The sequence below is a fragment of the Methylobacterium sp. Leaf399 genome, from assembly GCF_001424525.1.
In the GTDB taxonomy this organism is placed as follows: domain Bacteria; phylum Pseudomonadota; class Alphaproteobacteria; order Rhizobiales; family Beijerinckiaceae; genus Methylobacterium.
Genome location: NZ_LMQK01000001.1, coordinates 579,360 through 598,032, shown reverse-complemented (window position 1 = coordinate 598,032; position 18,673 = coordinate 579,360). Strand labels below are relative to the sequence as shown.

The window sequence follows — 18,673 nt, the reverse complement described above, 5'->3', positions numbered from 1 at the left end:
TCAGTGGACGTGTTCGGCTTCGGCCTTGCCGAGCTCGGCCTTGAGGATGAAGGAGTTGGCCACCGCCACCTCCTCCCCGGGGTCGAGGCCGAACACGACCTCGACGGCCTCGTCGTCGCCCTTGCCCAGCACCACCTCGCGCTTCTCGAATCCGGTCTGCGTGCGCACGAAGACGACCTGTTCGCCCGCGATGGTCTGGAGGGCGCCGCGCGGCAGCCGCAGCGCCACCGGCATCTCCTCCACCGCGACCTTGACGGTGGCGTAGGAGCCCGGCCGCCAGGCCAGACCCTCGTTGGCCACCGAGGCGATGACCTTGGCCGAGCGCGTCTCGGGGTTCAGCATCGGGCTCACGAACACGATCCGCCCCGCCGTCGCCGGCCCGCCGCCGGCACCGGTGAGGGCGACGGGCAGGTCCTGGCGGATCGCGCCGAGGTCGGCGGTGGGCACGGCGAGCTCGACCCAGACCCGGGACAGGTCGGCGATGGTGTAGATCTCCTTGATCTGGCCCTCGCCGTTGACCGGGGCGCCGACGTCCACCTGCCGCTCCACCACCTGCCCGGCGATGGGCGAGCGGATCTCGTAGCGCTGCAGGCCGAGCTTCGGCGCACGGTCGAGGCCTATCAGATGATCCTCGTGGCCGCCGGCGGTGGCCTTGGCCACGGGCGCCGAGGATTCGGAGAGCGCGGCGACCTCCCGGTCGGGCACGCCCAGGGCCGAGAGCTTCTGGCGGGCGAGGTCGACCTTCAAACGCGCCTCGATCAACGTGGTGCGCGCCCGCAGGAAGACCTGCTCGGCCGAGATGCCCTTGTCGCGCAGGGCATGGTCGCGCTCGAACAGGTTCTCCTGCAGCTCCCGGCCGACGAAGGCCGCGATGAACTCATTCTTGGCCTCCGCGACCTCGCGGCTGTCGAGGACGGCGACGACCTCGCCCTTGGCGACGGTGTCGCCAAGGCGCTTGTGCAGTTCGGCCACGGTGCCCACGACCCGGGCCGCCACCCGTGCGACCCGGTCCGCATCCGGCATGACGACGCCGGGCACGGTGAGACGCCGCGACAGGACGCCCCCGTCGACGGCCGCGACCTCGATCCTCGCCGTCGCGACCTGCTCGGGCGTCATCGGGACGATGCCCTCGGGGGCCTCCTCGCCCGCCCCGTGCCCGTGACCGGCATGGCCGGACGCGGCGGCCTTCTCCGGGGCGCGCTCGACGCCGGCCGCCGGAACCGCGATGCCGGCCGAGGCCGCCCACGACCGGAGGGTCCGGGGCACCTCCGGCACGAAGGTGGCGAGCGCGAGGCCGGCGCCGAGGGCGGCCGGAATCACCAGGAGACGGGACATCGAGCGGGTTTTCCCTGCGGTCGTCAGCGGCCTTGGCTCAAGCAGGATGAAGCGTTGGCGAGCCAGCGCTTCATCCTGCTTGAGCCTTTGATGTGTCGCAGGTTTTGACGCAAAACCGGCGGCCGCTTTTGCGAAGCCTGCTCAGCGCGCGGCGTCGAGGCTGAAGCGGCCCTTGCCGGCCTCGCCGGACGGCGCGGTTAGCGTCACCGTCGCGCGCAGCTTGCCCTCGACCGTAAAATCCATCCGGCCCGACAGGCGGTTGTCCCCCGCGGGCGCCAGGGCGACGGTCTTCTGCTCGTTGCCCTTGGCCAGCACCACGGCCTTGGCCGAGAAGCCGGCGGCATCGACCTTCTTCTCCTGCGCGTCCACGAGGTAGAGCACCAGGTCGGCGCCCTTCGCCACCAGTTCCACCTCGTAGGCGCCGATGTCCCTGATCTGGCCGCCGTTGGGGGCGGCATGGGAATGGCCCGTCCCGGCCACGGCCGCGCCCGTCGACACCAGCACGCCGGCCGCGCCGATCCATCCGATCACCCTGCGCCGTGACGAAAGACCCATCGCGTTCCGCTCCCCGTTGCATACGGCGTCCTGCCGGCTCGACCGTCGGGGCCAAGATGGACGTTCCGGATGCCCGGCGCGTGACGCGTCTGTATCAAAGTGTGTCCTGCGAAATCCGGTCGATGGCTCCGCCATGCGGATGCCGGCGTGGGCCCGGGCGCCGCGCCGCGCCGACCGACCGGATCGGGGGGCGGCCCCGACGCGCCCGAGACGGATCGCAGCGCCGGGGCCGGCGCTCGGCTCATGCCATTTCCGGTTGATCACTTCGTGATGCGGAAATGGGCTTCGCTCAAGCGCCGCGCGGGCTCGGTGATACGGATCCCGCTTGATCCAAGCGGAAACCGTATCAGGGCGAGGCGATGAGATCCTTGATGCGAGAGGCCAGCGTCTCGATCGGGAAGGGTTTGGTGAGCACCTCCATGCCGGGCGCCAGGTGCCCGTCGCCGAGGATCGCCTTCTCGGCGTAGCCGGTGATGAACAGGACCTTCAGGTCGCGCCGGCGCACGCGGGCGGCGTCCGCCATCTGGCGGCCGTTCATGCCGCCGGGCAGCCCGACATCGGTGACGAGGAGGTCGATCCGCACGTCCGATTCCAGCACGGTCAGTCCCGCGACGCCGTCGGCGGCTTCGATGGCCGTATACCCGAGGTCTTCCAGCACCTCCGTCACCAGCATGCGCACGGACGGCTCGTCGTCCACGATCAGCACCGTCTCCCCCTGCTCGGCGCGGGCGACGCCGGTCGGCCTCGGTGCCGGGTCGTCGCCATCGGCCTCGCCGTGGTGGCGCGGCATGTACAGGCAGACCGTCGTACCCCGGCCGACTTCGGACGAGATCCGCACCTGCCCGCCCGACTGCTGCGCGAACCCGTGGATCATCGACAGACCGAGCCCCGTCCCCTCGCCGATCGGCTTGGTCGTGAAGAAGGGCTCGAACACCCGGGCGATCACGTCCGGCGGCATGCCCGTGCCGGTGTCGGTCACGCACAGCGAGAGGTACTGGCCCTCCGGGATGTCGTGGTCGCTGGCCGCGGGCCGGTCCAGGCACCGGTTGGCGGTCTCGATGGTGATGCGGCCGCCGTCCGGCATGGCGTCGCGGGCGTTGATGCACAGGTTCAGGAGCGCGTTCTCGAGCTGGCCCGGATCGACCAGCGCCGGCCACAGGCCGGGCGCCCCGACGAGCTCCAGGGTGATCTGCGGCCCGATGGTCCGGCGCACCAGCTCCTCCATCCCGCCGATGAGCTGGTTCACGTTCGTCGGCTTGGGAGACAGGGTCTGCCGACGCGAGAACGCGAGCAGGCGGTGCGTCAGGGCGGCGGCGCGCCGGGCCGCGCCCTGGGCCACGGTCATGTAGCGGTCGAGGTCGCCGAACCGGCCCTGGCTCATCCGCGACTGCATCAGCTCCAGCGCGCCGGAGATGCCCGCCAGGAGGTTGTTGAAGTCGTGGGCCAACCCGCCGGTGAGCTGGCCCACCGCCTCCATCTTCTGGGCCTGCCGCAACTGCTCCTCGGCCCGCATCAGCTCGGCCGTGCGCTCGGCCACGTGCTGTTCGAGCGTCTCGTTGAGGGTGCGCAGCGCGGCCGCGGCCCGGTCGCGCTCCGCCTCGACGGCGCGCCGCTCCTCCACGTCGATGAGGACGCCGGGGAAGCTCGACGGCGTGCCGTCGTCCGCGTGATCGACGCGCCCGTTCGCCTCGATCCAGTAGTACCGCCCGTCCGAGCGTCGCACGCGGTACTGGTGCGCGTAGGCGCCGCCGCGCGCGATGACCTCGTCGATCGCCGCGGCCAGTCCCGCCTGGTCGTCGGGGTGGACGGTCGCGACGATCTGGGCGAGCGGGATGCCGTTCCGGCCGAGCGCCGGGTCGAGCCCGAAGCTGCGAGCGAAGGCCTCGTCGACGGTGAAGCGGTCGGTGGGCAGGTCCCAGTGCCAGGTGCCGATGATCGCGCCGGCCGCGAGGGCGAGCTGGATCCGCTGCGCGTTCTCCCGGGCGAGGGTCTCGCTGGCGCGCAGGCGCTCCTCCGCGACCCGCCTTTGCGTGATGTCGTGGAAGAAGATGGCGATCTGGCGCTCGGCCGGATCACCGACCCGGATGGCCCGCACCTCGAACCAGCGGCCGAACGCCTCCGCGTAGCTCTCGAAACTCGCCGGCTCCCCGGTCCATGCGACACGGCCGTAGGTCTCGAACCAGAAGCGCTCCAGGTCCGGTGCGAACTCCGTGACCCATTTCCCGCGGAGGTTGACCCCGGCCTGGCGCTCGAAGGCGGGGTTGGCCTCGATGAAGCGGTAGTCCACCGGGCGGTCGTCGGCGTCGAACTTCACTTCGACGATGGCGAAGGCGGTCTCGATCGTCTCGAGGAGCGTCCTGAACCGGTTCTCGGTCTCGCGCAGGCGCTCGCCGGTCTCGTGCCGGTCGGTGCGGTCGCGGACGATCTTGACGTAGCCGCGATGCGTGCCGTCCTCGTCGTGCAGGGGCATGATCTCGCCCGATGCCCAGAACCGGGTGTCGTCGCTGCGCAGATGCCATCGCTCGTCGCTCGCCCGGCCCTCGGCGAGGGCGGTGCGCATCTCGCGGCCGGGCTGCCCGGTCGCCCGGTCGGCGCGGGTGAAGATGCGGTCGGCCGTCGTGCCGACGACCTCCTCGCGCCGCCAGCCGAAGATGGCCTCCGCCCCGGAATTCCAGTCCGTGACGATGCCGTCGAGATCGGTCACGACGACCGCGAAATCGATCGCGCTCTCGATGATCTGCTGGAAGTGACGCGGTGCGAGCATGGCCTCGTGTAACCGTATCCGCGACAAAAGGTGTGTCGCCTTTGGGTCACGCCCGCGGGCCGACATCGGTCCGTCCGGGCGCGGAGCGTCGCGAACCGCGCTCACCCGTGGCCATCGCCGGCCCTTACGGGTTCGGGCCCCCGAGGCCCTCCGTCGCCCGCGGCAGGACGATGCGGGCCACCAGCCCTCCGTCCTCAGCGTTGGTCAGGTCGATGCTTCCGCCTTCGGCCTCGATCAGGGTCTTGGCGATGGTGAGCCCGAGGCCACTGCCGCCGCTGCGGCGGTTGCGCGAGGTCTCCAGGCGCTCGAAGGCCTGGAACACCCGCTCGACGTCGTCGGGCGGGATGCCCGGGCCGCGATCGTGGATGGCGATGGCCAGGGTGCCCTCGGTCTCCCGGAGGCGCACGGTGCCGCCCGCGCCGTATTTGACCGCGTTGTCGAGAAGGTTGGCGATGGCGCGCTTGATCGCCAGGGGGCGGGCGGTGATCAGGCTGCGGCGCGGGCCCTCGAAGGCGACGTCGTGGCCCTCGTCCACCGCGGCGTCGATCAGCGTGAGGACGATGGCGACGACGTCGACGAGGCGCGGGCGCTCGGGATCGGCCTCGTTGCGCAGGTAGGAGAGGGTGGAGGCGACCATGGCCTCCATGTCCGCCAGGTCCTGGGTCATCGCCGCGCGATCCTCGGCGTCGGGCAGCGCCTCGGCCCGCAGGCGCAGGCGGGTGATGGGCGTGCGCAGGTCGTGCGAGACGGCGCCCAGGGCCTGGGTGCGGTCGGCCAGCACCCGCTGCACCCGGTCCTGCATGGCGTTCAACGCCGCCCCGATCCGCCGCGTCTCGTCGGGGCCGGTCTCCTCGACCCGCACGGGAAGGCCGCGGCCGATGGCGTCCGTCGCCTGCGCCAGCCGGCGCAAGGGAGCGGCGATGCGGTGCACCACCAGGATCGCGGCCCCGCTCACCACCAGCGCCATGACGACGGAGAGCAGGGCCTCGTCGCCGATGCGCACCAGGGCGGGGGCGTGGGCCGACTGGAAGGTGAGGAACGACCCGTCCGGCAGGCGCATCTCGCCGTGCAGGTCGGTGGCGCCGGCCGCATCGTCGTGCTGGGACAGGCTGAGGCGCAGCTGGGCGTCGGCGAGGCTCGGATCGAACGCCACCAGACGCCCGACCCAGGTCCAGAGCAGCGGGCCCGCGCGTCCCTCCGGCCGGGCCGTGGCGGCCTCGGCCCAGCCGATCTCGAAATGGGGTTTGGACAGGGCGCGGGCCTCGGCGGTCCGCTCGGTCACGGGCCGGCGCATGAGGGCGTCGCGGGCCAGCACGAGCTGTGCCGCGGTGCGCCCGGCGAAGGCGTCGTCCTCGGCCGCGATGGCCGAGCCGCGGTAGAGGGCGAACGCCCCGGCCTGGACCACGAGGATGGTGACGAGCAGGATCAGCGAGGTCAGTCCCTCGATCGATCCGAACACGCGCTTCATGTCGGCGCCCTTCGGCCGCGACCGGGCAAGACGGCATCGGCCGCACCGGCGGCGGCGCGCGGGTGCATCGTCACGCCTCCCTTCTGCCGACGAAGATGTAGCCGGCGCCGCGCACGGTCTTGATCATCCCCTGTTCGTTGGCGGAATGGTCGATCTTGCGGCGCAGGCGGCTGACGAGGACGTCGACGCTGCGGTCGGCCGCCCCGGCGAGCCGGCCGCGCGACATCTCGAGGATCCGGTCGCGCGACAGGACGCGGCCGGGATGCTCGAGGAAGGTCAGGAGGAGTTCGTACTCCGCCCCCGAGAGGTCCACCGCCGCCCCCGACGGGTCGACGAGCTCGCGGCTCGCGGTGCGCAGTTCCCAGCCGGAGAACCGCAGCACGTCCGCCTGCCGCTCCCGGCGGCCGACGGGATGCGCGCCGCGCCGCAGCACCGCCCGGATGCGCGCCAGCAGCTCCGCCCGGCCGAAGGGCTTGGTGACGTAGTCGTCGGCCCCGATCTCGAGCCCGACGACCCGGTCGACCTCGTCGGCGCGGGCGGTGACCATGATGATCGGGACGCCGCTGATCTCGCGCAGCATCCGGCACAGGTCGAGGCCGGAGCCGCCGGGCAGCATCACGTCGAGGATGACGAGGTCGTAGGTCACCTCGCGGGTGAGGTGGCGCATCTCGTGGCCGTTCCGGCAGCCGGTCACCCGGAAGCCGTTCTCGCGCAACAGCGTCGAGATCAGGGTGCGGATGCCGTCGTCGTCCTCGACGATCAGGACGTGCTGGCCCGGCGTGGTCAGGGTTGCATCCACCTCACGATCCCCTTGCCGCCTCGACAACCCCGAGGGGTGGTCCCTCGCCCTAACCCGTGTGGCGGCCGCGATCCAGGCCGGAGCCAAGCCGGTGCCAAGCCGGAGCCAAGCCGGTGGTGGGGATACGCGAAGGGCCCTGGAATTCGCCGCCCCGCTCTGCCACACCTTGGCCGGGTGATCGGAGATCCACGGGCATGGCGCATCGCGATCGGGTTCGGTGGCTCGCCGGCGGCCTCGTGGCCCTCTCCGGTGCTTCGGCCGAGGCGCAGGTGCCCCCAGCTCCGCAGAAACCCGCCGCCGTGCAGAAACCCGCCGCGCCGGACCCGGTCTACGATGCCGCCAGGGCCGCCTACGAGGCGTTGCCCGAGGCCGAGCGCAAGGGCCTGCAGGACGCCCTGGTCTGGACAGGCGACTACAACAGCGTCGTCACCGGCACCTACGGCCGGCGCACCCACGACGCGCTCCTGGCCTATGCCGCCCGCACCGGCGCCCGCGAGGCGGCGTTCCCCGGCCCGGCGACCCGGGCCACCCTGCTCGCGGCGGGGGCGGCGGCGCGCAAGGCCGGGCAGTTCGCGGTCCGGCGCGACGGGCCGAGCGGGGTCACCCTGGGCGTGCCCGAGCGCCTGCTGCCCAAGCGCTCGGGCACGCCCGGCGGCACCCGCTGGCAGAGCGCGGACGGGGCGATCACCCTTGAGACCAAGTCCTTCCCGCCCGGCGAGACCGACCTCGACGCGATCTTCGCGCGCATCACCGCGCCCACGCCGGACCGCAAGGTCACCTACAAGCTCAAGCGGCCGGATTTCCTGGTGGTCACCGCCGAGACCGCGCAGGGCAAGTCCTACATCCGCTACGCGGCCGGCGCGCCGGGCATCCGCGGCTTCACCATCGGCTACGGCAAGGGTGCCGCGGCGGAGGTCGATCGCCTCGTCATCGCCATCGCCAACAGTTTCGTGCCGTTCGAGGAGGCCGCCCCCGCATCCGAGCGCGGCCCGGCGGTGGCCGTCGCGCCAGCGCCCGCGCCGCCGGTCCGGCGCCCGCCGGCGGCGACCGGGCTGGTGATCGGGCCCGGCCGCGTCCTTACCAGCGCGCAGGCCCTCGCCGCCTGCACCGAGCCGACCATCGCCGGCAGGCCGGCGCGGGTCGTGGCCACCGACCGCATCCTGACGCTGCTGGACTGGACGCCCCCGGCGCCCGGCGGGCCGCCGCCCGTGCCGCGGGACACGCCCGTCAAGCAGGCCGAGGCGGTGGTGGTGTTGGGAGCGGAGGAAGGGGGCACGGTCGCGGTCGCCCCCGGTGAGACCGTGGGCGAGGGCATCGCGGCGCCGCTGCAGCCGGGGTCCGGTGGCGCGCCGGTCCTCGACCGGTCGGGCAACCTGGTGGGGCTGGTCTCGTCGTATCCGACCGCCCCGCGCCTCGTCGCCGGAGTGGTGCCGACGACGCGCTACGCCCTGGTTCCGGGCGCCCGCATCGCGGCTTTCCTGGCCGAGAACCGCATTCCTGCGGGGTCACGGCCGGCCGATCCGGCGCCGGCATCGCTCGGGGCCGTCACGGGCCGGCTCGCCGGGCTCGTCGTGGGCATCGCCTGCGGGCGCTGACGCAGTTGGGCGGACCAGCGACGTCCGATCGCCCGACGACGTCATGCGGTCAGGCAAGAAGATCGAGCGAGCCGCCGGCGTCCGTGACGCGGCGGCTCGCTCGCATCGGCCGTTCAGATCCGACCGGTCACCAGCAACACGATCAGGATGATGATCAGGATGCCGCCGAGGCCGAAGCTCTGGCCACGGTAGGCGCCGCCGCCGAGGAAGTTGCCGCCGCCGAGCACCGCCAGGATGAGGATGATGAGGAGAATCGTGGTCAAGGTCATGGGGGTACTCCGAAACGGCCGAGCTTGAGCGCCCGAGCTTGACCATGCAACGCCCCCTGGATCGATTTCGTTCAACGCCTTTTCAAGGACTTGTGACGAATCGCGCGACCGGGGCGACGCTCAGGCCCGCCAGTCCGGCAGAGGGGCTCCGGCGGCGGTCAGCCACTCCGGCACCGGCAGGCCGCGCTCGGTGAGGAAAGCGGGGTTGAACAGCTTCGAGGCGTAGCGCGCCGCCCCGTCGCACAGGATGGTCACGACGGTGTGGCCGGGCCCCAGTTCCCGCGCGAGCCGGATCGCTCCGGCGACGTTGATGCCGGACGATCCGCCCAGGCTCAGGCCCTCCTCGCGCATCAGCGCGAACACGATGTCGAGCGCCTCCCGGTCGGGAACGCGGAAGGACAGGTCTGGCCGGAAGCCCTCCAGGTTCTTCGTCACCCGGCCCTGGCCGATGCCCTCCGTGATCGAGGAGCCCTCGGCCTTGAGCGTCCCGGTCTCGTAATAGGCGTGGAGCGCCGAGCCCTCCGGGTCGCTGAGCGCGATCCGGACGCCGGGTTTCAGGGCGCGCAGGGCCTGGGCGGTGCCGGCGAGCGTGCCGCCGGTGCCCGCCGCGCAGACGAAGCCGTCGACGGCGCCCGCGGTGGCGGAAAAGATCTCCGGGCCGGTGGTGTCGACATGGGCCTGGCGGTTGGCGACGTTGTCGAACTGGTCGGCGAAGAAGGCGCCGGCCGGCTCGGTGGCGGCGAGTTTGTCGGCCATCCGCCGGGCGACGTGGACGTAGTTGTCGGGGTTCGAGAACGGCACCGCCGGCACCTCGACGAGGCGCGCCCCGGCCAGCCGCAGGGTCTCCTTCTTCTCGGCCGACTGGGTTTCGGGAATGACGATGACGGTGCGGTAGCCGCGCACCGAGGCCACCAGCGCCAAGCCGATGCCGGTGTTGCCCGCCGTGCCCTCGACGATGGTGCCGCCCGGCCGGATCAGCCCGCGCGCCTCCGCGTCGCACACTATGGAGAGGGCGGCGCGGTCCTTCACCGAGAGGCCGGGGTTCAGGAACTCGGCCTTGCCCAGGATGGTGCAGCCGGTCTCCCGCGAGGCCCGGGCCAGGCGGATCAGCGGCGTCCCGCCGATGCAGGACAGGACGTCGGGGCTCGCGGAATGGGTCGCGGTCATGGTGGTCCGTCTCAGGTCGGGTGCCGAGGATAGATGATGATCGAGAGGTAGGTGATCGGCCAGGACACCAGGGTCTCGGGGCCGTGGACGCCGCCCGAGTCGAACAGCAGCGCGTCGCCGGCCTTGAGCGTGTAGGAGCGGTCGGCGTGCCGGTACACGACCTCGCCGCTCAGCATGTACAGGAACTCGATGCCGGCATGGCGAAAGCCGGTGTAGGGCTCGGCGTCGGGCTCGAGGGTGATGAGGTAGGGCTCCACCACCACGTCGCCGCCGAGTGCGGCCCCGAGCAATTCGTAGAGGTGGCCGACCTTGGTGCCGCGCCGCTCGATCATCACGCCCTGGCCGGCGCGCACGTGCGAGCAGTCGCGCTTCTCCTCGAAGGCGGCGAACAGGGCGGTGAGCGGCACGTTCAGCGCCCCGGCGATGGCGTTGATGGTGGAGAGCGAGGGCGAGATCTGGCCGTTCTCGATCTTCGAGACCATGCCGAGCGAGACCCCGGCGGCGGCCGCGAGATCCGAGACCGAGAGGTCGCGCTCGCGCCGCAGGCTGCGGATCTGGTGGCCGAGCGCCCGCTCCAGGGTGCGCGGCGTCTCCGGGGGGGCACTGGAGCCGGTCGCCAGGTCGGCGACGGGGGGATCGGGAACGGCCATCGGCGGCGACCTTAGAGCATCGGACCGAAAAGGGGACCCGCTTTTTGAGAAAAATCCGATGCAAAACCAAGGCGCTAGAGCGCCGGACCGGACATCTTGGCCGATCCGGCGCTCTAGCTCGCGCGGCCCGCGGCGGCCATGGCGGTCAGGTGTTGTCCGGGGCGTCCTGCGCCGCGTCCATCAGCGGGTGCAGGTCGCGGACCATGCCCTTCAGCCGCGCGTCGAGGACGTGGGTGTAGATCTGCGTGGTGGCGATGTCGGCGTGGCCGAGCAGCTCCTGCACGATGCGCAGATCGGCGCCGTTCTGGAGGAGATGGCTGGCGAAGGCGTGGCGCAGCACGTGCGGGCTCACCCTGTCCTCGCGCAGGTCGGCGGCGGCGGCGGCGAGCTTGAGGTCGCGGCCGAAGGCCTGCCGGGTGAGGTGGCCGCTGGCGCTGTCGGCGGGAAACAGCCAGGGGCCCTCGCCCCGCAACCGGGCGAGATGCAGGCGCATCGCCGCCCGCGCCATCTCGGTGAGGGGCACCAGCCGGTCGCGCCCGCCCTTGCCGCGCACCATCAGGAAGCGGTCCCGCGTGGTCGCGGCCCGGCGGGGCAGGGCGATCAGCTCGGAGACGCGCAGGCCCGTGGCGTAGAGGAGTTCGAGAAGGCAGTGCATGCGGATCGCCCGCGCCTGCACCCCGCCCTCGCCGGCGGCGGCGGCCTCGCGGGCGACCCCGAGCAGCCGGTCGACCTCGGCCACCGAGAGCACCTTGGGCAGGCCCCGGCCCCGGCGCGGGCCGGTGAGCGCCACGGTGGGATCGCCCGTGGCCAGCCCCTCGGCGTAGAGGAAGCGGTGGAAGCCGCGGATGCAGGAGAGGCGCCGGGCCGCGGAGGCCGCCGAGAGGCCCCGGGGCTCGAGATCGGCGAGATAGGCCCGCACCTGGGCCGGCTCGGCGGCGGCGGGCGCGATCCCTCTCGCGTCGAGGGCGCCGAGGTAGTCGGTGAGGTCGCGGCGGTAGGCCTCCAGGGTGTTGGCGGCGGCGCCGCGCTCGGCCGCCAGCATCTCGAGGTAGCCCTCGCCGGGCCAGGGCTGCGGGGCCGCCTCCGCGCTCGTCACCTCGACACCCGTCACTTGGACACCCGTCACCTCGACACCGGTCACCTGGGCGGCGGCTGCAGCTTCGAGGCGGGGATCGTGACGCTCATCTCGCGCGGCGTCGGCACCACCAGGGTCGCGAGGGCGACCATTCCGGCAAAGGCCAGCCCCCCGAGGATGGCGATGGTGGCGAGGAAGCGGAACAGGGTCGGCACGTCGGGCGAACCTCGATCGGGCGGGGGGCGGGGGCGATATCGCGCTGCGGTGGAAGGGGTTTCTCCCAGGGGTCGGCGGAAGGCAAGGACTTCCGGGCCACAGCGAGCCGGCGAAACGGTGCGGCGGGCCCGCCCCCCTCCCGCTTCGCCCTCATCCCGAAACACGGTAAGGGTTTGCGAAAGAGCCCCGCCGAGACCGGACCCGCAAGCCGCCACGAAGCCTGAGCCCGAGCAGCCTGAGCCCACGCAGTCTTAGCCCATGAAGCCTGAGCCCCCGAAGCCTTGAGCCGATGAACGACCTTCCCCCCGAGCCCGAGAGCGATCCGATCGAGCTGCGCCTGCGCCGGGCGCTGGGCAGCCGCTCGATCGTCCTCGTCGGCCTGATGGGGGCGGGCAAGAGCACCGTCGGGCGCCGCCTGGCCGGGCGCCTCGGCCTGATGTTCAAGGACGCCGACACCGAGATCGAGCACGCGGCGCACCTCAGCATCCCCGACATCTTCGCCATCTACGGCGAGCCGAGCTTTCGCGAGGGCGAGGAGCGGGTGATCGCCCGCCTCCTGCGCGAGGGGCCGCTGGTGCTCGCCACCGGCGGGGGCGCCTTCATGCGCGACACCACCCGGCTGCGCATCGCCGAGCACGGGGTCTCCGTCTGGCTCAAGGCGGAGCTCGACGTGCTGATGCGCCGGGTGCGCAAGCGCGGCGGCCGGCCGCTGCTGCAGACCGAGGATCCCGAGGGCACGATGCGCGCGTTGATGGCGGTGCGCCATCCCGTCTATGAGGTCGCCGACGTGGTGGTGCCCTCCCGCGACGTCTCCCACGACCGCGTGGTGCAGGACGTGATGGAGGCCCTCGACGCCCGCCTCAACGGCCCCTCGAACCAAGGCGTCGCCGCGCAGTGACCGCTCCCCTCACCGTCCAAGTTCCTCTCACCGTCCAAGTTCCTCTCACTGTTCACGTTCCCCTCGACGCGGGCCGCGACTACGACATCCGCATCGGCCGCGGCCTCCTCGATACGATCGGCGAGGCGGTGGCCGGCCTCGGCGCCAGGGCGGCCGCGATCGTCACCGACGAGACCGTGGCCGGGCTGTACGGGGAGCGCGTCCGCGCGAGCCTGGAGGCCGCCGGCCTGCGCACGGGAACCGTCGTCGTGGCGCCGGGCGAGGGCTCGAAGAGCTATGCCACCTACGCGCAGGTCTGCGACGGCCTGCTCGCCCACAGGATCGAGCGCAACGACGTCGTGGTGGCCCTGGGCGGCGGCGTGGTGGGCGATCTGGCGGGCTTTGCCGCCGCCACCCTGCGCCGGGGCGTGCGTTTCGTGCAGGCGCCCACCACCCTGCTCGCCCAGGTCGATTCCTCGGTGGGCGGCAAGACCGGCATCAACTCGCCCCACGGCAAGAACCTGATCGGCGCCTTCCACCAGCCGCGCCTCGTCGTCGCCGACACCGCCACCCTCGACACCCTGTCGAGCCGCGAGATGCGGGCCGGCTACGCCGAGGTCGCCAAATACGGCCTCATCGCCGATGCCGGGTTCTTCGACTGGTGCGAGGCCAACTGGGCCGGCATCTTCGCCGGCGGCCCCGAGCGCGACGAGGCGGTGGCGATCTGCTGCCGGGCCAAGGCCGGGGTGGTGGTGCGCGACGAGCGCGAGGACGGCGAACGGGCGCTGCTCAACCTCGGCCACACCTTCGCCCATGCCCTGGAGCGGCTGACGGGCTACGATTCGGCCCGCCTCGTCCACGGCGAGGCGGTGGGCATCGGTCTCGCCCTGGCGTTCCGGTTCTCGGCCAGCCTCGGCCTCTGCCCCGGCCAGGAGGCGGGCCGCGTCGCCAACCACCTGGCGCTCGCCGGCCTGCCGACCCGCCTGCAGGCGGTGCCCGGCGGCTGCGGCGACGCTGGGGCCATCCTGGCGGCGATGGCCCAGGACAAGAAGGTCCGCGACGGCGCCCTGACCTTCATCCTCGCCCGCGGCATCGGCAGGAGTTTCATCGCCCCGGGCATCGACCGGGCCGAAGTGGAGGCGTTCCTGGCAAGCGAGTTCGCCGCCGCGTGATACGGTTCCGCTCGGGTCGTGCGGAAACCGAATCACGTGGGGATGGGACTGGTCGATGCAGCTCGATGCGCCGACGTTGCTGGTGGCGACGGCCCTGCTGACGGGGATGGTCGGCAGCCTGTTCCTTTTGTCGTGGAGCCAGGCCCGCACCGTCCGCGCCCTGGCGATCTGGGGCATCGCCCATGTCGTCGGCGCCTTCGCCTCCTGCCTGCTCGCCCTGCGCGGCACGATCCCGGACTGGACCTCGATCGGAATCGGCAATGCCGTGATGATCGGCGCCTACGGCCTCATCCGTAGCGGCACCCTCGCCTTCGAGGGGCGCCCGCTCCGGTTCTGGCAGGCCGGCACCGGGGTCGGCGTCTGGCTGGCGGCCTGCCTCGTCCCGCCGTTCTACGAGAGCGCCCCGGCACGGGTGATGCTGGCCTCGCTGCTGGCCGGCGGCTTCTGCTGGCTTTCGGCCGTGGACGTCTGGCGTGGCCGGGCCGAACCGCTGGTCTCGCGCTACCCGGCCGTCGTCATCCTCGGGGCCTATGCCGCCCTGTACTGGCTGCGCATCCCCCTCGCGATGATCCAGCCCGCGCCTCCGCCGGGGTTCAACCCGCTGCAGTCGCCCTGGCTCGCCTGGGTGTGCCTGGCCGCCATGCTGTTCAGCCTGGCCCTGGCCTTCGTCTTCATGGCCCTGACCAAGGAGCGGGCCGAACTGCTGCAGCGGCGGGCGGCCGACACCGATCCGCTGACGGGGATCGCCAGCCGCCGGGCCTTCGTCACCCGCGCCGAGGCGGTCCTGGCGGGAACGGACCGGCCGGCTGCCCTGCTCCTGTTCGACCTCGACCACTTCAAGCGGATCAACGACGCCGACGGCCACGCGGTCGGCGACGGCGTCCTCGTCGGGTTCTGCCACACGGTGCAGGCGTTGCTGCCGGGCGAGGCGGTGTTCGGGCGGATGGGCGGCGAGGAGTTCGCCTGCCTGCTGCGCGACCGGGAGGCCGCGGCCGCGCTGGACACGGCCGACCTGATCCGGAGGGCGGTGGAACGGCTCAGCCCCGAGTCCCTGCCCCACCTCTCCGTCACCGTGAGCATCGGCGTGGCGACGACCCGCACGCAGGGCCGGGCCCTCGAGCGCGACCTCGACGCGCTGCTGCGCCGGGCCGACCAGGCGCTCTACGAGGCCAAGCGCCGGGGCCGCAACCGGGTCGAACCGGCGCTGCCCGACCGCACGCCCCAGCCGCGGGCCGCCGCATTCCCCGAGCGCGGGACGGTGCGGCCCGACGTGCCCGGGCTGAGGCTGAACGGGCAGGGCCACCGCACCTGAACGCCGGCCGTGGGCGGGTCGGTGCGCGGGGGCCTTCCGGTCGTCTGCGACGGCGGCGTCACGCCTTGGCGGCGTGGTCCCGCGTCACGAAGGCGATGCGCACGAGGTTGGTGGCGCCCGGTGTCCCGAACGGCACGCCGGCCACCACGATGATGCGGTCGCCGATCTCGGCGAAGCGCTCGCGCACCGCGAACTTGGCCGCCCGGAAGGCCATGTCGTCGACGTCGCTGGCGTCGTTGGTGACGATGGGGTGCGTGCCCCAGCACATGGCCAGGCGCCGGGCGGTCTCGCGCTTCGGCGTCAGGGCGATGATGGTGGCGTTGGGGCGCGAGCGTGCCAGGCGCATGGCGGTGGAGCCCGAATGGGTCCAGGCCATGATCGCGGTCAGGCCGAGGGCGTCCACCATCTGGTGGGCCGCCGCGGCGATGGCGTCGGAGGCGGTGGCGTCGGGCTCGGAGCGCTGGGCGGTGAGGATCGTCCAGTAGAGGGCGTCGCGCTCCACCTGCTCGGCGATGCGGCTCATCATGCTGATGGCCTCGATCGGGAAGCCGCCGGATGCGCTCTCGGCCGAGAGCATCACGGCGTCCGCGCCCTCGTAGACGGCGGTGGCGACATCCGAGACCTCGGCGCGGGTGGGCACCGGCGCCGTGATCATCGATTCGAGCATCTGGGTGGCCACCACCACGGGCTTGCCCAGGCGCCGCGAGGAGCGGGTAATGCGCTTCTGCACGCCCGGCACCTGCTCCAGGGGCATCTCCACCCCGAGGTCGCCGCGGGCGACCATGATGCCGTCGGAGATCTCGATGATCTCGTCGAGGCGGGTGAGCGCCTGCGGCTTCTCGATCTTGGCCATCACCAGGGCGCGCCCGGCGCAGACCTTCTTGACCTCGGCGACGTCCTCGGGGCGCTGCACGAAGGAGACGGCGATCCAGTCGGCGCCGGCGTTGAGGCCGGCCTCGAGGTCGCCGCGGTCCTTCTCGGTCATCGCGGCCACGGGGATCACCGTGTCGGGCAGGGAGACGCCCTTGCGGTTGGAGATCTTGCCGCCGACCTCGACCCGCGTGACGGCGCGCCCCTCGGAGACCTCGGTGACGGTCAGGCGCAGCTTGCCGTCGTCGATGATGACGACGTGGCCGGGCTCCAGCGCCGAGAGGATCTCGGGGTGGGGGAGGAAGACGCGGGTGACGTTGCCCGGGGTCGGGTCGCTGTCGAGGACGAAGCTGTCGCCGTTCCGGAGCATCGCGCTGCCCTCGGCGAAGGCCGCGACCCGGAGCTTGGGGCCCTGCAGGTCGACGAGGATCGCGATGGGACGCCGCAATTCGCGCTCGATGGTGCGGATGACCTCGATCTTCTCGGGAAGCTTCTCCCGCGGCAGGTGGCTCATGTTGAGCCGGAACACGTCCGCGCCGGCGCGAAACAGCCTCTCGATCATCTCCGGGGTGTCGGAGGCGGGACCGAGGGTGGCGATGATCTTCGTACGACGGGCGCGTTTCACGGCGGCCTCCAACCTGTGCGAGCGGGGCCGTCGTGTCAGACCGGCCGAACGGAGCGAGCGGCCACAAGCACCGACACCGCCATCCCGTCAAGCGCGGCGGCCCCATCGCCTCGCGTCCCGGGTCGCCCGCGGCGGGACCGTCCGCGGCGGATCGACGACGGGCCGCCGGTCTTTCGGCAGACGAGCGGCGGAGGAATACTTCTGTTTCACTGTCGTCGAGAGGGTGGGTGGTCGGTTAAAGCTTGTCTGCCTCAACCCGAAGAGGCGAATAGGGTCACGGCCGGCATCCGGATCGACACATCGTCGGTGCTGCCACGAAAATCGTGTTGTCGGGGCGACCGCCCTGCCGGCACGTAAAACGATCCCAGTAAAATGAGATTGTAGAATTCAAGAGCGGGCGTGCACGACGCGAGCAGTGGTGATCCGCTATTCGGTGCGCGTGCTCGCACGCTTCGTCCTGCGAAAACGTGCTGTCGCCAAAGCAAAGACTTTTCGGCCGGCGGGAGCCATCGGGTGTGACATGGGTTATGAAATTCATAACGTGAGTGAGTGTGCGGGCGTGACATCCGCCTCATGGCATCAACCGCGTCGGCCACGCGAAAACGGGTTTCGATACCCGGACGCAGCGTGAGCATCCGTCTGTCATGCAGGGGCGAAGCGACAAGAATGGTCTCGAACGTTGAGCATCCCCTCTCGCCGCTCATCCGCCAGTTGGAAAGCATCGATGCGCTGTCGGACGAGGAGCGCAGGGCGATCAAGGGCCTGCCCGTCACGCTCAAGACCTTGCGGCCGAACCAGGACATCGTGCGCGACGGCGACACGGCCTCCCAGTGCTGCCTCATCCTCGAAGGCTGGGCCTGCCGCTACAAGATCATCAGCGAAGGCAAGCGCCAGATCTTCTCGTTCCACATCGCCGGCGACATCCCCGACCTGCAGAGCCTCCACATCCCGTCGATGGATCACAGCCTCGCCACTCTCACGACCGCCACCGTCGCCTTCGTCCCGCACGAGGCCCTGCACGACCTCACGGCGCGCTGTCCCGGCATCGCCGCCACGCTCTGGCGCGACACCCTCGTGGACGCGGCCATCTTCCGCGAGTGGATGCTCTGCATGGGGCGGCGCTCGGCCTTCGACCACATGGCCCACCTGTTCTGCGAGTTGTACCTCAAGCAGGAGGCGGTGGGGCTGGCCGGCGACCATCGCTGTCCGCTCCCGGTCACGCAGGTCGATCTCGCCGATGCGACCGGCCTGTCGAGCGTCCACGTCAACCGCGTGCTTCAGGAGATGCGCGGCAGGGGCATGATCACCCTGCGCGGCAGCGTCCTGGTCATCCGGGCCTGGGACGAGCTCCTGCGGACGGCGGAGTTCGACGCGACCTATCTCCACCAGCGCAAGCGCGCCGCGAGATAAGTTCCTGTCTGAGACGGTTCCCGCTTGAATCAAGCGGGAACCGTCTCACCGAGCCCGGGCGGCGCCTGAGCGAAGCCCATGTCCGCATCACGACGTGATCAACCGGGAATGGTAGCAAGACCGATATTCCAGAACCGATCGCCCATCGCCACGGGGCGCCCCCGACGATCCGCTCAGCCGGAGAGCAACGATGCCCCTGTTCTACTTCGACGTCCGCGAAGGTCCGCTCTTCATCCAGGACGAGGACGGACTGGCGTTCCCGGATCTCGAACGGGCCGAGCAGGAGGCGATCCACGCCGTGGTCTCGATCGGCAAGGATCGCATTCCGCGCAGCGATACCCGCGACGTGACGGTCGAGGTGCGGGACGCGGACGGGAAGCGGGTGCTGACGGTCACGGTCGCCCTGATCGTCCAGCGGGTCGACCTCTCCCAGGACGCGGAGGGGTAGGCCCCCGGCCGGCAGCGCGGGACCGGAGCGTCCCGGGGAGGGGGAGCGTGTGGTGTCCTCGGCGCC

At 71.8% G+C, this 18,673-nt stretch carries 17 protein-coding genes; 6 read left to right on the top strand and 11 right to left on the bottom strand.

Going from position 1 to position 18,673, the window contains the following annotated elements:
* The 5 genes from ASG40_RS02800 to ASG40_RS02780 all read right to left on the bottom strand — a co-directional run bounded on the left by ASG40_RS02800 (window position 1) and on the right by ASG40_RS02780 (window position 6,921).
* On the bottom strand, window positions 1-1,335 hold the full coding sequence (locus tag ASG40_RS02800) for an efflux RND transporter periplasmic adaptor subunit (RefSeq protein ID WP_055880096.1): 1,335 nt from the start codon (window positions 1,333-1,335) through the stop codon (window positions 1-3).
* A gap of 141 nt (window positions 1,336-1,476) precedes the next feature.
* Entirely contained in the window at window positions 1,477-1,890 is a 414-nt protein-coding gene (locus tag ASG40_RS02795; protein WP_156387521.1) for a hypothetical protein, read from the bottom strand.
* 346 nt (window positions 1,891-2,236) lie between these two features.
* Entirely contained in the window at window positions 2,237-4,654 is a 2,418-nt protein-coding gene (locus ASG40_RS02790) for a PAS domain S-box protein (RefSeq protein WP_200944183.1), read from the bottom strand.
* Between the two features lie 124 nt (window positions 4,655-4,778).
* Complete coding sequence (locus tag ASG40_RS02785) at window positions 4,779-6,122, bottom strand: ATP-binding protein (protein ID WP_055880090.1); 1,344 nt, start codon at window positions 6,120-6,122, stop codon at window positions 4,779-4,781.
* Window positions 6,123-6,192: 70 nt separating this feature from the next.
* Window positions 6,193-6,921, bottom strand: coding sequence for a response regulator (locus ASG40_RS02780; protein WP_055880088.1), 729 nt, complete (start codon window positions 6,919-6,921; stop codon window positions 6,193-6,195).
* Window positions 6,922-7,115: 194 nt separating this feature from the next.
* Here ASG40_RS02780 and ASG40_RS02775 point away from each other — a divergent pair, with 194 nt between their 5' ends.
* Window positions 7,116-8,516, top strand: coding sequence for a trypsin-like peptidase domain-containing protein (locus ASG40_RS02775; RefSeq protein WP_055880085.1), 1,401 nt, complete (start codon window positions 7,116-7,118; stop codon window positions 8,514-8,516).
* Between the two features lie 113 nt (window positions 8,517-8,629).
* Here the strand turns inward: ASG40_RS02775 and ASG40_RS20965 are convergent, their stop codons facing one another.
* From ASG40_RS20965 to ASG40_RS02755, 5 genes are all read right to left on the bottom strand, one after another.
* Window positions 8,630-8,785, bottom strand: coding sequence for a DUF3309 domain-containing protein (locus ASG40_RS20965; protein ID WP_156387520.1), 156 nt, complete (start codon window positions 8,783-8,785; stop codon window positions 8,630-8,632).
* Window positions 8,786-8,905: 120 nt separating this feature from the next.
* Window positions 8,906-9,952: a cysteine synthase A gene (locus tag ASG40_RS02770; RefSeq protein WP_055880082.1), complete on the bottom strand. Its 1,047-nt coding sequence runs from the start codon at window positions 9,950-9,952 to the stop codon at window positions 8,906-8,908.
* A gap of 11 nt (window positions 9,953-9,963) precedes the next feature.
* On the bottom strand, window positions 9,964-10,602 hold the full coding sequence (locus ASG40_RS02765; RefSeq protein WP_055880079.1) for a helix-turn-helix domain-containing protein: 639 nt from the start codon (window positions 10,600-10,602) through the stop codon (window positions 9,964-9,966).
* A gap of 145 nt (window positions 10,603-10,747) precedes the next feature.
* Window positions 10,748-11,713 (bottom strand): site-specific tyrosine recombinase XerD, encoded by a 966-nt coding sequence (locus ASG40_RS02760; protein ID WP_274533818.1) that lies wholly within the window; start codon window positions 11,711-11,713, stop codon window positions 10,748-10,750.
* 26 nt (window positions 11,714-11,739) lie between these two features.
* On the bottom strand, window positions 11,740-11,892 hold the full coding sequence (locus ASG40_RS02755) for a hypothetical protein (protein WP_055880076.1): 153 nt from the start codon (window positions 11,890-11,892) through the stop codon (window positions 11,740-11,742).
* 290 nt (window positions 11,893-12,182) lie between these two features.
* On the opposite strand from ASG40_RS02755, the gene ASG40_RS02750 reads away from it, so the two are divergent.
* Genes ASG40_RS02750 through ASG40_RS02740 form a run of 3 tightly spaced genes read left to right on the top strand, consistent with a single transcriptional unit; the run spans window position 12,183 to window position 15,254 of the window.
* Window positions 12,183-12,791, top strand: a complete 609-nt coding sequence (locus ASG40_RS02750) for a shikimate kinase (protein WP_055880074.1) — start codon at window positions 12,183-12,185, stop codon at window positions 12,789-12,791.
* Window positions 12,788-13,942 carry a 3-dehydroquinate synthase gene (gene aroB / locus ASG40_RS02745; protein WP_055880072.1) on the top strand — a complete coding sequence of 385 codons (1,155 nt, stop codon included), beginning with the start codon at window positions 12,788-12,790 and terminating at the stop codon, window positions 13,940-13,942. Before ASG40_RS02750 ends, aroB begins: the two co-directional genes overlap by 4 nt.
* Before the next feature lie 55 nt (window positions 13,943-13,997).
* The gene (locus tag ASG40_RS02740; protein WP_055880069.1) at window positions 13,998-15,254 is read left to right on the top strand and encodes a GGDEF domain-containing protein; all 1,257 of its coding nucleotides are present in this window, start codon (window positions 13,998-14,000) and stop codon (window positions 15,252-15,254) included.
* A gap of 58 nt (window positions 15,255-15,312) precedes the next feature.
* Here ASG40_RS02740 and pyk read toward each other — a convergent pair whose 3' ends face one another.
* Window positions 15,313-16,749, bottom strand: a complete 1,437-nt coding sequence (pyk, locus tag ASG40_RS02735; RefSeq protein ID WP_055881184.1) for a pyruvate kinase — start codon at window positions 16,747-16,749, stop codon at window positions 15,313-15,315.
* Window positions 16,750-17,415: 666 nt separating this feature from the next.
* On the opposite strand from pyk, the gene ASG40_RS02730 reads away from it, so the two are divergent.
* Window positions 17,416-18,159 (top strand): Crp/Fnr family transcriptional regulator, encoded by a 744-nt coding sequence (locus tag ASG40_RS02730; RefSeq protein WP_055880065.1) that lies wholly within the window; start codon window positions 17,416-17,418, stop codon window positions 18,157-18,159.
* A gap of 190 nt (window positions 18,160-18,349) precedes the next feature.
* Window positions 18,350-18,607 (top strand): DUF6894 family protein, encoded by a 258-nt coding sequence (locus tag ASG40_RS02725; RefSeq protein ID WP_055880062.1) that lies wholly within the window; start codon window positions 18,350-18,352, stop codon window positions 18,605-18,607.
* Window positions 18,608-18,673 lie beyond the last annotated feature (66 nt).

Excerpts from the sequence above, each read along its gene's own strand:
- ASG40_RS02800 (WP_055880096.1), bottom strand. The coding sequence starts at position 1,335 with ATGTCCCGTCTCCTGGTGATTCCGGCCGCCCTCGGCGCCGGCCTCGCG.
- ASG40_RS02795 (WP_156387521.1), bottom strand. The coding sequence starts at position 1,890 with ATGGGTCTTTCGTCACGGCGCAGGGTGATCGGATGGATCGGCGCGGCC.
- ASG40_RS02790 (WP_200944183.1), bottom strand. The coding sequence starts at position 4,654 with ATGCTCGCACCGCGTCACTTCCAGCAGATCATCGAGAGCGCGATCGAT.
- ASG40_RS02785 (WP_055880090.1), bottom strand. The coding sequence starts at position 6,122 with ATGAAGCGCGTGTTCGGATCGATCGAGGGACTGACCTCGCTGATCCTG.
- ASG40_RS02775 (WP_055880085.1), top strand. The coding sequence starts at position 7,116 with ATGGCGCATCGCGATCGGGTTCGGTGGCTCGCCGGCGGCCTCGTGGCC.
- ASG40_RS20965 (WP_156387520.1), bottom strand. The coding sequence starts at position 8,785 with ATGACCTTGACCACGATTCTCCTCATCATCCTCATCCTGGCGGTGCTC.
- ASG40_RS02770 (WP_055880082.1), bottom strand. The coding sequence starts at position 9,952 with ATGACCGCGACCCATTCCGCGAGCCCCGACGTCCTGTCCTGCATCGGC.
- ASG40_RS02765 (WP_055880079.1), bottom strand. The coding sequence starts at position 10,602 with ATGGCCGTTCCCGATCCCCCCGTCGCCGACCTGGCGACCGGCTCCAGT.
- ASG40_RS02750 (WP_055880074.1), top strand. The coding sequence starts at position 12,183 with ATGAACGACCTTCCCCCCGAGCCCGAGAGCGATCCGATCGAGCTGCGC.
- ASG40_RS02740 (WP_055880069.1), top strand. The coding sequence starts at position 13,998 with ATGCAGCTCGATGCGCCGACGTTGCTGGTGGCGACGGCCCTGCTGACG.
- ASG40_RS02730 (WP_055880065.1), top strand. The coding sequence starts at position 17,416 with ATGGTCTCGAACGTTGAGCATCCCCTCTCGCCGCTCATCCGCCAGTTG.
- ASG40_RS02725 (WP_055880062.1), top strand. The coding sequence starts at position 18,350 with ATGCCCCTGTTCTACTTCGACGTCCGCGAAGGTCCGCTCTTCATCCAG.